General features: G+C 70.1%; 15 protein-coding genes and 1 pseudogene. 13 read left to right on the plus strand and 3 right to left on the minus strand.

Annotated elements, in window-relative coordinates:
• From C667_RS13335 to C667_RS13380, 11 genes are all read left to right on the plus strand, one after another.
• A partial coding sequence (locus C667_RS13335; RefSeq protein WP_004365424.1) for a helix-turn-helix domain-containing protein occupies positions 1-229 on the plus strand: 229 nt, incomplete at its 5' end.
• A gap of 128 nt (positions 230-357) precedes the next feature.
• Complete coding sequence (locus tag C667_RS13340; protein ID WP_004365426.1) at positions 358-837, plus strand: 4Fe-4S dicluster domain-containing protein; 480 nt, start codon at positions 358-360, stop codon at positions 835-837.
• Between the two features lie 12 nt (positions 838-849).
• Positions 850-2697 carry an aldehyde ferredoxin oxidoreductase family protein gene (locus C667_RS13345; RefSeq protein WP_004365429.1) on the plus strand — a complete coding sequence of 616 codons (1848 nt, stop codon included), beginning with the start codon at positions 850-852 and terminating at the stop codon, positions 2695-2697.
• A 250-nt stretch (positions 2698-2947) separates the two neighbouring features.
• The gene (locus C667_RS13350) at positions 2948-4237 is read left to right on the plus strand and encodes an NAD(P)/FAD-dependent oxidoreductase (RefSeq protein WP_004365432.1); all 1290 of its coding nucleotides are present in this window, start codon (positions 2948-2950) and stop codon (positions 4235-4237) included.
• A 22-nt stretch (positions 4238-4259) separates the two neighbouring features.
• Positions 4260-4517: a MoaD/ThiS family protein gene (locus C667_RS13355; RefSeq protein WP_004365434.1), complete on the plus strand. Its 258-nt coding sequence runs from the start codon at positions 4260-4262 to the stop codon at positions 4515-4517.
• A 4-nt stretch (positions 4518-4521) separates the two neighbouring features.
• Entirely contained in the window at positions 4522-4830 is a 309-nt protein-coding gene (locus tag C667_RS13360) for a hypothetical protein (protein WP_004365436.1), read from the plus strand.
• Positions 4831-4890: 60 nt separating this feature from the next.
• A complete protein-coding gene (locus C667_RS13365; RefSeq protein WP_004365437.1) occupies positions 4891-5178 on the plus strand; it encodes a DUF1330 domain-containing protein in 288 nt (95 codons plus the stop codon).
• A gap of 97 nt (positions 5179-5275) precedes the next feature.
• Entirely contained in the window at positions 5276-5980 is a 705-nt protein-coding gene (locus C667_RS13370) for an ABC transporter permease (RefSeq protein ID WP_004365439.1), read from the plus strand.
• Positions 5981-5988: 8 nt separating this feature from the next.
• On the plus strand, positions 5989-6723 hold the full coding sequence (locus C667_RS13375; RefSeq protein WP_039921531.1) for an ABC transporter ATP-binding protein: 735 nt from the start codon (positions 5989-5991) through the stop codon (positions 6721-6723).
• Positions 6696-6989, plus strand: a complete 294-nt coding sequence (locus C667_RS25740; RefSeq protein ID WP_157302329.1) for a hypothetical protein — start codon at positions 6696-6698, stop codon at positions 6987-6989. The genes C667_RS13375 and C667_RS25740 overlap by 28 nt, the downstream gene beginning before the upstream one ends.
• Positions 6986-7237, plus strand: a complete 252-nt coding sequence (locus C667_RS13380) for a hypothetical protein (RefSeq protein WP_004365445.1) — start codon at positions 6986-6988, stop codon at positions 7235-7237. Before C667_RS25740 ends, C667_RS13380 begins: the two co-directional genes overlap by 4 nt.
• A gap of 48 nt (positions 7238-7285) precedes the next feature.
• Here the strand turns inward: C667_RS13380 and moaC are convergent, their stop codons facing one another.
• Entirely contained in the window at positions 7286-7774 is a 489-nt protein-coding gene (gene moaC / locus C667_RS13385; protein ID WP_004365447.1) for a cyclic pyranopterin monophosphate synthase MoaC, read from the minus strand.
• Between the two features lie 123 nt (positions 7775-7897).
• On the opposite strand from moaC, the gene C667_RS13390 reads away from it, so the two are divergent.
• Together C667_RS13390 and C667_RS13395 are read left to right on the plus strand one after the other, a co-directional pair.
• Positions 7898-9337 carry a M48 family metalloprotease gene (locus C667_RS13390; RefSeq protein WP_004365450.1) on the plus strand — a complete coding sequence of 480 codons (1440 nt, stop codon included), beginning with the start codon at positions 7898-7900 and terminating at the stop codon, positions 9335-9337.
• 128 nt (positions 9338-9465) lie between these two features.
• Positions 9466-9696, plus strand: coding sequence for a sulfurtransferase TusA family protein (locus tag C667_RS13395; RefSeq protein ID WP_004365452.1), 231 nt, complete (start codon positions 9466-9468; stop codon positions 9694-9696).
• Between the two features lie 246 nt (positions 9697-9942).
• On the opposite strand, the gene C667_RS13400 is transcribed toward C667_RS13395, so the two are convergent.
• Both C667_RS13400 and C667_RS13405 read right to left on the minus strand, forming a co-directional pair.
• Positions 9943-12927, minus strand: coding sequence for a valine--tRNA ligase (locus tag C667_RS13400; protein WP_004365454.1), 2985 nt, complete (start codon positions 12925-12927; stop codon positions 9943-9945).
• Positions 12928-13145: 218 nt separating this feature from the next.
• Positions 13146-13437, minus strand: a pseudogene (locus C667_RS13405) (hypothetical protein); the annotation flags it as partial.

Raw genomic sequence — 13437 nt, forward strand, 5'->3', positions numbered from 1 at the left:
GCCGGTCGTGCCGGCCGCCCCGGTCGCGACGGCGGCGAGCGCCGCGGCGCCGGTGGTGGCCGATGCGCTGGCGAGCCACGGCGCGAAGCGCCTCGACCAGCTCGAGATCGAGCTGATCGAGCGCGTCATGCGCGAGGTCGGCGGCAACCTGTCGGCGGCGGCGCGCACGCTAGGGGTGAGCCGCAACCGCCTCTACCGCAAGCTCGGACGCGCGGGCGGGGCGTCCTGACGCGGGTAATCCCTGCTTGCCCGCCAACTGGTACGACTTATGCTTATATTTGCATAGGTGGGCTGGGGGGCCGTGATGGCGCTCTGGCGACCGAGCGCAAGAATCGATAAACGACAAGGAGACGATCGATGTGGAAAGCACTGCACATTGATCCCGCGAAGTGCACCGGCTGTCTGCAATGCGAGATGGCCTGTTCCTACGAGCACACCGGGGTCATCAATCCGAGCAAGTCGCGCATCAAGGTGTTCAACTTCGAGCACGAGGGCCGCAAGGTGCCCTACACCTGCACGCAGTGCACCGAGGCCTGGTGCCTGAACTCCTGTCCGGTGGACGCGATCCGCATCGACCTGACGACCGGCGCGAAGATGGTGTTCGAGGACACCTGCGTCGGCTGCAAGGTGTGCACGATCGCCTGCCCGTTCGGCACCATCAACTACAACCAGGACAGCGGCAAGGTGCAGAAGTGCGACCTGTGCGAGGGCAATCCCGCCTGCGCCAGCGCCTGTCCGACCGGGGCGATCACCTATGTGGACGCCGACTGGACCGGCATCGACAAGATGCGCGCCTGGGCCGCCAAGGCCAACACCCCGGCTTCGGCCGCTGCCTGAGGAGGATGCGTCATGGGATGGAATCGCAAAGTCCTGCGCGTGAACCTCACCGCGGGAACCTGTACCGAAGAGCCACTGAACATGCAGTGGGCCGACGAATACCTCGGCTCGCGCGGGCTGGCCACCAAGTACCTGGTCTCCGAGACCGACCCCAAGGTCGATCCGCTGTCGCCCGACAACAAGATGATCATGGCCACCGGGCCGCTCACCGGCACCATGGCCTCGACCGGCGGCCGCTACACCGTGATCACCAAGGGGCCGCTCACCGGCGCGATCGCGTGCTCGAACTCGGGCGGCTTCTTCGGCGCCGAGATGAAGTTCGCCGGCTGGGACATGGTGATCTTCGAGGGCAAGTCGGCCAAGCCGGTGTGGCTCTACATCGAGAACGACAAGGCCGAGCTGCGCGACGCGTCGGGCTTGTGGGGCAGGAGCTGCTGGGAGACCGAGGAGAAGATCAAGGAAGAACTCCAGGACCCGCTGGTACGCATTTCCTCGATCGGCGTCGCCGGCGAGAACCAGGTGCTCTATGCCTGCATCGTCAATGACCTGCACCGCGCCGCCGGGCGCTCGGGCGTGGGCGCGGTGATGGGCTCGAAGAACCTCAAGGCGGTGGCGATCCGCGGCACCAAGGGCGTGTCGGGCATCAAGGACTTCGGTGCCTTCCTCAAGGCCACCGTTGATGCCAAGAAGGTGCTCGCCGACAACGCGGTCACCGGCCAGGGCCTGCCCAAGTACGGCACCCAGGTGCTGATGAACGTGATCAACGAGATCGGCGCGCTGCCCACCCGCAACCACCGCGACGTGCAGTTCGAGGACGCCTCGAAGATCTCCGCCGAGGCCATGCACGAGAAGCGCGAGTCCGACGGCAAGACCCACCTGGTGACCAACGCCGCCTGCTTCGGGTGCACGATCGCCTGCGGGCGCATCTCCGAGATCGACAAGACCCACTTCACCGTCAAGAACAGCCCGAAGTACTGGGGCGCCTCCGGCGGCCTGGAATACGAAGCCGCCTGGGCGCTCGGCGCGGCCAACGGCGTGGGCGACCTCGAGGCCCTGCAGTACGCCAACCTGATCTGCAACGAGCAGGGCATGGACCCGATCTCCTTCGGCGCCACCGTGGGCGCGGCGATGGAGCTCTACGAGCTCGGCATCCTGACCGACGAGAAGATCGGCATGGCCGCGCCCTTCGGCTCGGCCGAGGCGCTGGCGAAGATGGTCGAGATGACCGCGCTCGGCGAGGGCTTCGGCAAGGAGCTCGGCCTGGGCAGCAAGCGCCTGTGCGAGCAGTACGGCCGCCCCGAGCTGTCGATGAGCGTGAAGGGGCAGGAATTCCCCGCCTACGACTCGCGCGGCATCCAGGGCATGGGCCTGGCCTACGCCACGTCCAACCGCGGCGCCTGCCACCTGCGCGGCTACACCGTGGCGTCGGAAGTGCTCGGCATCCCGGTCAAGACCGACCCGCTCGCCACCGAGGGCAAGCCCGAGCTGGTGAAGGCCTTCCAGGACGCCACCGCGGTGTTCGACTCGGCCGGTATCTGCGTGTTCACCAGCTTCGCGTGGACGCTCGCCGATGTGCAGCCGCAGGTCGCCGCCGCGTGCGAGGGCGACTGGAGCATGGAGAAGCTGAACGAGGTGGGCGAGCGCATCTGGAACATGGAGCGCATGTTCAACAACGCCGCCGGATTCACCGCCAAGGACGACAACCTGCCGCCGCGCCTGACCCAGGAGGCGGCGAAGACGGGGCCGGCCAAGGGCCTGGTGAACCAGCTCGACAAGATGCTGCCGCACTACTACGAGGTGCGCGGGTGGACGCCCGCGGGCGAACCGACCGCGGAGACGCGGGCGCGGCTGGGCCTGTAGGCTCCGCCCACCCTGTAGGAGCGCCGGCAGGCGCGAATGACGGCTTGGTTCGCGCCTGCCGGCGCTCCTACAAGGGCGGTGTGACGGCTGGTTCGCGCCTGCCGGCGCTCCTACAGGGGCATCGTGACGGGCGGGTTCGCGCCTGCCGGCGCTCCTACAAGGGGGCGTCGTGACGGGCGGGTTCGCGCCTGCCGGCGCTCCTACATGCGTGCTTGATTTCCTCCGAAGTGTTTCACCCGAGGACGCTGCAATGAAACACCTGATTCTCGGCAACGGCCCCGCGGGCGTCGTTGCCGCCGAGACGCTGCGCAAGGTCGCGCCGGGCGACGACATCCTGATGGTCGGCTTTGAAGACGCGCCGCCGTATTCGCGCATGGCGATTCCCTACCTGCTCGAAGGCAACATCGACGAGTCGGGCACCTACCTGCGCAAGGACGCCGGCCACTTCGAGCGCCTGCGCATCCGCCAGCTGCGAGGCCGCGCGGTGGCGCTCGACACCGACAAGCGCAAGGTGCTGTTCGACGACGGTCACTTCGAGCACTACGACCGCCTGCTCATCGCCACCGGCTCGCATCCGGTGCGCCCGCCCATCCCGGGCGTGGACCTGCCCTCGGTGCACACCTGCTGGACGCTCGCCGACGCGCGCGCGATCGCCGCGCACGCCAAGCCCGGCGCGCGCGTGCTGCAGCTCGGCGCCGGCTTCATCGGCTGCATCATCATGGAGGCGCTGGCCAAGTGCGGCGTGCAGCTCACCGTGGTAGAGATGGGCGACCGCATGGTGCCGCGCATGATGACGCCCAAGGCGGGCGGCATGATCAAGCGCTGGGTCGAGGAGAAAGGCATCCGCGTGCTCACCTCGGCCGGCGTGCAGCGCATCGACCGCGGCGACGACGTGGGCAGCGATGCGCCGCTGGTGGTGAGCCTGTCCACCGGCGACCGCCTCGACTGCGACCTCGTGATCGTGGCCGCGGGCGTGGCGCCCAACGTCGGCTTCCTGGACGAGACGCCGGTGCATGTGGCCAAGGGCGTGCTGGTGAATGACCACATGGAGACCAGCGTTCCCGGCATCTTCGCCGCTGGCGACGTCGCCGAGGCGCCGGACCTGTTCACCGGCGCGCATCTGGTGTCGGCGATCCAGCCCAACGCCGCCGACCAGGCGCGCATCGCCGCCACCAACATGGCGCGCGACCTCGTGCACGAGTCGCGCCTCAACGGCGTGCTGGCGATCAACGTGCTCGACACGCTCGGGCTGATCTCGTCCTCCTTCGGCCAGTGGTGGGGCGAGAAGCCCGAGGCCGGCGGCAGCGGGGTGGAGATGGTCGACGAGGCACGCTACCGCTACCTGAGCCTGCAGTTCAAGGACGACGTGCTGGTCGGCGCCACCTCGATCGGGGTCACCCAGCACGTGGGCGCGCTGCGCGGGCTGATCCACGGCCAGGTGAGGCTGGGCGACTGGAAGGAGCGCCTGCTCGCCAACCCGCTCGCCTTCGTCGACGCTTACGTCGCGCGCAGCCAGCAGCCGATGGCGCTGGCGCGCTGAGGGGGCCGACTTGGAGACTCGTGTGACGATCCGCATCGCCTTCAAGCTCTTCGCCTCGCTGTCGGACTACCTGCCGAGCGGTCACCGCGGCAACCGTCTCGAGCTCGACGTGGACGAGGGCACCACGGTGGCGGAGATGATCCGGCGCTACAACGTGCCCGAGCGCAGTGCACATCTGGTGCTGGTGAACGGCCACTTCGTGCCGCCTTCAGAGCGGCTGCGCAAGCGCCTCGCCGACGGCGACGAGCTCGCGATCTGGCCGCCGATCGCAGGCGGCTGAGGCGGTGGCCTTCATCGCCGGCCCGGTGCCCGAGTCCTTCGAGCGCCGGGTCACCGCCACGCCGCAGGAGTTCGCGCGCGACCTGCGCCAGGCCTGGCCGGGGGTCGTCGCCGACGGCGGAAGCTTGCACTTCAGCCTGCACGAGGGCGCGCAGACCCTCGTCATCGCCATCGAGCCCGCCGGCGTGCGTCGGCTGGGGCTGTTCGAGCTGCCGCAGCTGGACGTGAGCTTTCGCTTCGGCCCCGGCGCGGAGCCGGCGCGGCGCGCGCTGCTCGCGCGGCTGGACCGCGGGATGCAGAAGGGCGGGGGTTGAGCGGCGTGGCGTCCGGCACCATCCTGTGCACGCTTCGAATCTTTTCTGGAAGGACTGCCGATGAGTCAAGGATACGTGGTGGGCCACATCACGGTGAAGGATGCCGACAAGTGGGCGGAGTACCGGGGCAAGGTGCCGGACACCCTGGCGCCCTGGGGCGCGGAGCTCCTGCTGCGCGGTCGCCGGGTGGCGAGCTTTTCGGGTGAATCTCCGCATACGGACATCGTCGTCATCCGCTTTCCGAGCGCCGCGGCGGCGAGCGGCTGGTTCGCCTCGCCGGCCTACCAGGCCCTGATCCCGCTCCGTGAGCAGGCGGCCGAGGTGCTGCTGCTGGCCTACGAGGACTAGCCCGCGGGCCCTTTGCCGCTTGCGGGCGGCCGGGCCGGCCCGTGAAGGGTCCGCCGGCGTTCCGGCTGCGGGGGTGTTTCCGGTATCCTCCCCGCCGATGTCCGCCTTCGCCGCCACCTTCTCCGATGCGCTGTCCCTGCTCGCCCATTTCGACCACAGCGTGCTCGAGATCGTCGCGCTGTCGCTGCAGGTCAGCGGCGCGGCGGTGGTGCTCGGCACGCTGATCGGGCTGCCGCTCGGGGCCTGCATCGCGGTGGGGCGCTTTCCGGGCAAGACCACGCTGTCGGTGCTGATCAACGGGATGATGGGCCTGCCCTCGGTCGTGGTGGGCGTGGTGGTGTACCTGATCCTGTCGCGCTCGGGGCCCTTCGGCGCGCTCGGCATGCTGTATTCGCCGGCGGCGATGGTGGTGGCGCAGACCCTGCTGGTGGTGCCGCTGATGGCGGCGATCACCCGCCAGGTGGTGGAGGACGTGTGGGCGCGCTACGCCGAGGAGCTGCAGGTGATGCGCTTCTCGTGGTGGGACAGCGTCACCACGCTGCTCCACGACTGCCGCCACTCGCTGGTGGTGGCGGTGCTCGCCGGCCTGGGGCGGGCGATGAGCGAGGTGGGCGCGGTGATGATCGTCGGCGGCAACATCGACGGCGCCACCCGGGTCATGACCACCGCGATCGCGCTCGAGACCAGCAAGGGCGACCTGGCGCTGGCGATCGCGCTCGGCGTGGTGCTGATCGTGATCATCCTCGCGCTCAATGCGCTCGCCTACGTGCTGCGGCAGTGGGCGATGCGGCGCTTCGGCTGAAGGCTGCGATGCCGATCTTCCCGCTCTCCATCCACGACCTGCGCTTCGCGCCCGACGGGCGGGAGGTGCTCGCCGGCGTGGACCTGGAGCTGGGCGAGGAGGGCATCACGCTGGTGCTCGGCCCCAACGGCGCCGGCAAGAGCGTGCTGCTGCGGACGATCTGCGGGCTGATCGAGCCGAGCGCGGGGCGCATGGCCTGGGGCGGCGCCGGCGGATCGCGGCCGCAGCAGGGCGTGATGATGGTGTTCCAGCGCCCGATGATGCTGCGCATGTCGGTGCTCGACAACGTCGTCCTCGGGCTCAAGCCGCTCGGCGTGGCGGGGGCGGAGCGGCGCCGGCGCGGCGTGGAGATGCTGGAGCGCGTCGGCCTCGCCGACCGCGCCGGCGACAGCGCGCGCCAGCTCTCCGGTGGCGAGCAGCAGCGCCTCGCGCTCGCGCGCGCCTGGCTGACCAAGCCGCGCCTGCTGCTGCTCGACGAGCCCACCGCGAGCCTCGACCCCTCGGCGAGCGCCGCGGTCGAGCGCATCATCCGCGAGATCCGCACCGACGGGACGCGCATCCTCATGGTCACCCACAACCTCGGCCAGGCCACCCGCCTGGGCGACGACATCGTCTTCATGGCGGGCGGCCGGGTGTGCGAGCACACCCCGGTGCGCGCCTTCTTCGCTCGTCCGCGCTCGGAGGAGGCGCGGCTCTTCATCCAGGGAGAATTGCCATGGCGGATGCGCTTTCAAGGCGCCTGAGGTCCACGCTGTGGGCCGGCGGCGCGGTGCTGCTGATCGGCAGTGTCGGCGCGACCTGCGGGATCGGCGTGCGAAAGGTGGAAGAGGCGCCGCCTGTGGCGGGAGGGCCGCGTGGGGTGGGGGAGGTGGAACGGGCAGGTTCGGCCACCTTGCCGCCCGCGCTCCGCGCTGCGCAGGCGCCCGACGGATTGTCCGCCGCGCCGCGCCATGGTGAGGTGCGCGCGGCGGTCGTCACGACCGGAAGCGCTGCGGAAGCGCCACGATGAACGCCACGCCCGCCCGCCTGCCGCTCGCCGCCCTCGTGCTGTTCGTGCTCGCGGCGCTGTCGCTCGCGGCCGCGCTGCTGTGCTTCGCCGGTTCCGGCACGCTCCTGCACCCGGCCCTGTCCGACCCGATGGCGGGGCTGGCCTTCCTCGTCTCGGCGATCGCGCTCGCCGGCACCGGCGCCTTCCCGCTGGTCTTCGCGCGCCTCGCGCGGCGCGACGCAGCCTCGAAGCCGCCGCCAGGCTCCTGACTCCCGACGCTTTACTCCTGGCGCCTCACACCCGGCGCCTCACTCCCCTCAGGCCTTCCAGTGCCCCGACTTGCCCCCCAGCTTCTCCATGAGCTGGATGCCGTCCATGCGCATGCCGCGGTCCACCGCCTTGCACATGTCGTAGATGGTGAGCAGGCCGACGTTGACCGCGGTCAGCGCCTCCATCTCGACGCCGGTGCGGCCGACGGTCTCGGCGGTGACCGTGCAGCGGATGGCGTGCGCGGCCTCGTCGAGCTCGAACTCGACCGCGACGCGGGTGAGCGGGATGGGGTGGCAGAGCGGGATCAGCTCGCTGGTGCGCTTGGAGGCCTGGATCGCGGCGATGCGGGCGATGCCGAGCACGTCGCCCTTCTTCGCGCTGCCCGACTTCACCATGTCGAAGGTGGCGGGCAGCATGTGGATGCGGCCGGTGGCGACCGCGACGCGGCGGGTCTCGGCCTTGGCGCCGACGTCGACCATGTGGGCCTGGCCGTCGGCGTCGAAGTGGGTCAGCGGGCTGGATTCCGGAGTGCTCATGGTGTGGCGAAGGAGAAGATGCGGAGAGGCCGCGGCGGAAATCGCCACGCGGCGGGAGGCGCCGCTACACGTCGATACATCGGCGGGGGAACGGGCGCGGATCGGCGGGTATCATAGCACCCGATGATGCGCCGACCTCTTGCCCTGCTGCTCAGCCTCGCGCTGGCCCTGCCTGCGCCGGTTCCCGTGCTCGCCGCCGAACTCCCCGATCTCGGCGACGTGGCCGCGTCCGAACTCTCGCCTGCGGCCGAGCGCCGCATCGGCGAGCAGATCATCCGCGAGATCCGCTGGCGCGACGCCGCCTACCTCGACGATGCCGAGGTCGAGGAGTACGTGAACCGCCTCGGCCAGCGCCTCGCCGCGGTGAGCAGCAATCCGGGACTGGACTTCGACTTCTTCGTCGTGCGCGACGCCACGCTCAACGCCTTCGCGCTGCCCGGCGGCTTCATCGGCGTGCATACCGGGCTGATCCTGGCGGCGGAGAGCGAGTCCGAGTTCGCCTCGGTGCTCGGCCACGAGATCGCCCACGTCACCCAGCGCCACATCGCGCAGATCGTCGGCCGGCAGAGCCAGTCGGCGATGCTGATGATCGCCTCGATGCTGGTCGCGGTGCTGGCCGCGCGCAGCAACTCGGACCTCAGCCAGGCCGCGATTGCCGCCGGCCAGGCCGGGGCGATCCAGTCGCAGCTTGGCTACACCCGCGCCTTCGAGCGCGAGGCCGACCGCGCCGGCCTGGAGACCCTGGACAAGGCCGGCCTCGACGTGCGCGGCATGCCCGGCTTCTTCGAGCGCCTGCAGCGAAATACGCGCGTCTACGAGAACAACGCGCCCGCCTACCTGCGCACCCACCCGCTGACCACCGAGCGCATCGCCGACATGGAGAACCGTGTCGCCTCGATGCGCTACCGCCAGGTGCCGGACTCGGCGGATTTCCGCTTCGCGCGCGCCAAGCTGCGCGCCAACGCCGGCCAGCCCGCCGAGGCGGTGCAGGAACTGCAGGACCGCCTCGCGCGCGAGCCGAAGGACGAGGCGCTCGCCTATGGGCTGGCCCGTGCGCTGATGCGGGCCGGTCGCCTCGACGAGGCCGAGGCCCGCCTGCAGCCGCTGCGGGCGCACTCCGCGGGCACGATCTGGGTGGAGGGGCTGGCCGCGGAGATCCGCCTCGCGCGCAAGGACGCCGCGGGCGCCATCCGAATCCTCGAGGCGGCGCAGAAGCAGTCTCCCTCCAGCCGCAGTGTGAGCTATGCGCTCGCCGACGCGCGCATCCTCGGCGGACGTGCTGACGCCGCCGCCGCCGAACTGCGCCAACGCATCGACAACCGCAGCGGCGATCCGCGCCTGTGGCAGCTGCTGTCGCGCGCCTACGCTGCGCTGGGGCAGCGTACCGAGCAGCATCGCACCCAGGCCGAGGTGTACTACCTGCGCGGCAGCCTGCCGGCCGCGATCGAGCAGCTCGAGATCGCGCGCCGAGCCAACGACGGCGACTTCTACACGCTGTCGGCGGTGGATGCGCGCCTGCGCGAGCTCAAGCAGCGCCTGCTCGAGGAAAAGCGCGAGCGCTGAGCGGCGTCACCGGGCGCCGGGGGATGACACGCTGCGCAGGGGCTTGCCATTGGCAGCGTCGCCTTTCGGGGGGCATCGCCATCCTTTAGAATCGTGCGCCTTCAAGATGATCCAACCAGGGAGCGGACATGAGATACGACAAGGAAGTGGATGCGCGCGGGCTCAACTGCCCGCTGCCGATCCTGCGGGCCAAGAAGATGCTGGCCGAGATGCAGAGCGGACAGATCGTCCGCGTGCTGGCGACCGACCCGGGCTCGGTGAAGGATTTCCAGGCCTTCTCCCGCCAGACCGGCAACGAGCTGATCGGCCAGGGCGAGACGTCCGACAAGGCGTACGAGTTCTTCCTGAAGCGGAAGTAGCGCCGCATTCGCGCCTGCCGGCGCTCCTACACAAACCACCGCGCGTCCCGCTCTCTGTAGGAGCGGCGGCCGCCGCGAAGACGGCGGTGGGGCGGTGGTGGGCGTTGTCGGGTGGGGTCGGCCGCATTCGCGCCTGCCGGCGCTCCTGCATGAACCACCGCGCGCCCCGCCTCGTGTAGGAGCGGCGGCCGCCGCGAATTGGCGGTGCGGAGGCTGCGGGCGCTGCGACGCCCGCGTCCCCGTTCCTCAGCCGCCGAGCTTGGCCAGCTGCGGCTCGAGCTTGTCCACGGTGGCCTTGAAGCCGGCGAGGCGGTCGCGCTCCTGCTGCACCACCGCGGCCGGGGCGCGGTCGACGAAGCTGGCGTTGGCGAGCTTGCCTTCGGCCTTGGCGATCTCGCCCTTCAGGCGGGCGATCTCCTTGCCGAGGCGCTCGCGCTCGGCGGCGACGTCGATCTCCACCTTGAGCATCAGGCGGGTCTCGCCCGCGACCGCGACCGGGGCGAGCTCGTCGGCGCCGATCTCGTCCACGACCTGCACCTCGGCGAGCTTGGCCAGGCCGGCGAGGTAGGGTGCGTACAGCGCCAGCGCCGCCTTGTCGCCCGCGGCCACCAGCGGCAGGCGCTGGGCGGGGGAGATGTTCATCTCGCCGCGCAGGTTGCGGCAGGCGTAGATCATCGCCTTCAACTCGACGACCTTCGCCTCGGAGGCCTCGTCGATGCGCTTGGGCTCGGCCTGCGGGTAGCGCGCGCGCATGATGCTGTCGCCGTCCTTGCGTCCGGCGAGCGGGGCGACGGTCTGCCAGAGTTCTTCGGTGATGAAGGGGATCAGCGGGTGCGCGAGGCGCAGCACGGTCTCGAGCACGCGCAAGAGCGTGCGGCGGGTGGCGCGCTGCTGCGCCGGGGTGCCGGACTGGATCTGCACCTTGGCGAGCTCCAGGTACCAGTCGCAGTACTCGTCCCACACGAACTCATACACCGCGCGCGCGACCAGGTCGAAGCGGTAGGCCTCGAAGTGCTCGCCCACCTCGGCCTCGGTGCGCTGCAGGCGCGACACGATCCAGCGGTCGGCGAAGGAGAAGTCGAGCACCTCGGTGGTGCAGGCGACGGTCTCGCCGATGCCGCAGTCCTGGCCCTCGCAGTTCATCAGCACGAAGCGGGTGGCGTTCCACAGCTTGTTGCAGAAATTGCGATAGCCCTCGCAGCGCGCGAGGTCGAACTTGATGTCGCGGCCCGGGCTGGCGAGGCTGGCGAAGGTGAAGCGCAGCGCGTCGGTGCCGAAGGCGGGGATGCCCTCGGGGAATTCCTTGCGCGTCTTCTTCTCGATGCTCTGCGCCTGCCTGGGGTTCATCAGGCCGAAGGTCCGCTTCCTGATCAGCTCGTCGAGCGCGATGCCGTCGATGAGGTCGATCGGGTCGAGCACGTTGCCCTTGGACTTGCTCATCTTCTGGCCTTCCGCGTCGCGGATGAGGCCGTGCACGTACACATGCTTGAACGGGATCTTGCCGGTGATGTGCCTGGTCATCATGACCATGCGCGCCACCCAGAAGAAGATGATGTCGAAGCCGGTGACGAGCACCGTGGACGGCAGGTAGAGATCGAGCGCGTCGTTGCTCTTCTGGGGCCACTCGGCGGTCCAGTCGAGCGTGGAGAACGGCCACAGCGCGGACGAGTACCAGGTGTCGAGCACGTCGTCTTCCTGGCGCAGGTGGCCGGCGTCGTGGCGGGCGTGGAGCAGGGCGAGGCGCTCGGCGATCTCGGGGTACTGCTCGGCGGTCTGGCCTTCGCGCTGGCGCGTCTGCACCTCGGCGGTGAGCGCGTCGATGCCGCGCTGCAGGTCGGCCTTCCAGGCGCGGATCGCCTCTTCCTCGCAGGTGGCGACGTAGATGCGGCCTTCCTCGTCGTACCAGGCGGGGATGCGGTGGCCCCACCACAGCTGGCGCGAGATGCACCAGTCCTGGATGTTGTTGAGCCACTGGTTGTAGGTGTTGATCCAGTTCTCGGGGTAGAACTTGATCTCGCCCGAGGCCACGACCTCGAGCGCCTTCTCGGTGATCGACTTGCCGTCCGCGCCAGGCTTGGACATGGCGACGAACCACTGGTCGGTGAGCATGGGCTCGATGACGACGCCGGTGCGATCGCCGCGCGGCACCTGCATCTTGTGCGCCTTGACCTCGAGCAGCAGGCCGAGCGCCTCGAGCTCCTCGACCACCTTGTCGCGCGCCGGCACGCGGTCGAGCCCGGCGACGCCCGCCGGCATCGGCACGCTCTCCAGGGTGACGCCGTCGGCGGTGTAGCGCTCGGCCACCGCGGGCACGGCGCCTTCGAGGGTGAGCACGACGATGGTGTCGAGCTTGTGGCGCTGGCCGACCGCGTAGTCGTTGAAGTCGTGCGCCGGGGTGACCTTGACGCAGCCGGTGCCGAACTCGCGGTCGACATAGTCGTCGGCGATGATCGGGATGTGGCGGCCGGTGAGCGGCAGCTCGACGGTCTTGCCGATGAGGTGGGCGTAGCGTTCGTCTTCGGGATGCACCATCACCGCGACGTCGCCGAGCAGGGTCTCGGGGCGGGTGGTGGCCACGGTGAGGCCGCGCAGCTCGCCGATGGGGCCGTCGCTGAACGGATACAGGATGTGGTAGAGCTTGCCGTCCTCTTCCTCGGACACCACCTCGAGGTCGGACACCGCGGTGCCGAGCTTGGGGTCCCAGTTCACCAGGCGCTTGCCGCGGTAGATCAGGCCTTCGTTGTAGAGGCGCACGAAGGTCTCGGTGACGGTGCGCGACAGGCCCTCATCCATCGTGAAGCGCTCGCGCTTCCAGTCCGGGCTGGTGCCCAGGCGGCGCATCTGGCGGGTGATGGTGCCACCGGAGTACTCCTTCCACTCCCACACTTTTTCCAGGAAGCGCTCGCGGCCCAGGTCGTGGCGGCTGATGCCCTGTGCGTCGAGCTGGCGTTCGACGACGATCTGGGTGGCGATGCCGGCGTGGTCGGTGCCCGGCTGCCACAACGTGTTGTCGCCGCGCATGCGGTGGTAGCGCGTGAGCGCGTCCATGATCGTCTGGTTGAAGCCGTGCCCCATGTGCAGCGTGCCGGTGACGTTGGGCGGCGGCAGCAGGATGCAGAAGGCGGCGGGGTTCGACTTGTCGAGTCCGGCGGCGAAATAGCCGCGGGATTCCCATTCCGGGTACCAGCGACGTTCGATGTCGGCGGGCTCGAAGCTCTTGGCCAGTTCCATGGTGTTGTACGCGCGTGAAGGCAAAGCGCGGATTATAGCGGATGCGGCGCGGGCGCCCGGGTGCGAGCGCGGCGCGGGGCTTCGCCTGCGTCCGCCTCCGCGCCTTGGGCTGCGGGAGTGCGCGGGTTTCCTGCGGGCGCGCCGGCAGGCGCGAATGCGGCCGCGGGGGTGGCAGGCAGGTGGGTGCCCTGGCCGTCGGTTCGCGGCGGCCGCCGCTGCTACCGGCCGGGCGGGTCGTCGGGGCTGCGTTCTTCGAACAGGCTGCTCACGCGCGCCGAGATCCCGGGGAGCAGGGTGGCGCGCAGGTGGGCGAGGGCTTCGTCCTGGATGCGCTCGCCGAGGCGGTCGAGCTCGCGGGCGATGATCTGCGGCAACTCGCGCGCGGCCCACTCGTCGATCTCGCGCGCGATCGCGGTGTCGAGTTCGACGAGGCGCTCGGCGAGCTGCTGCTCGGCCGCTGCGGCGCTCGGTGGCGGCGGCGGGGACGGCGCGGTGGCGGGCGCCACGGCC

The sequence above is a fragment of the Thauera phenylacetica B4P genome, from assembly GCF_000310225.1.
Classification (GTDB): domain Bacteria; phylum Pseudomonadota; class Gammaproteobacteria; order Burkholderiales; family Rhodocyclaceae; genus Thauera; species Thauera phenylacetica.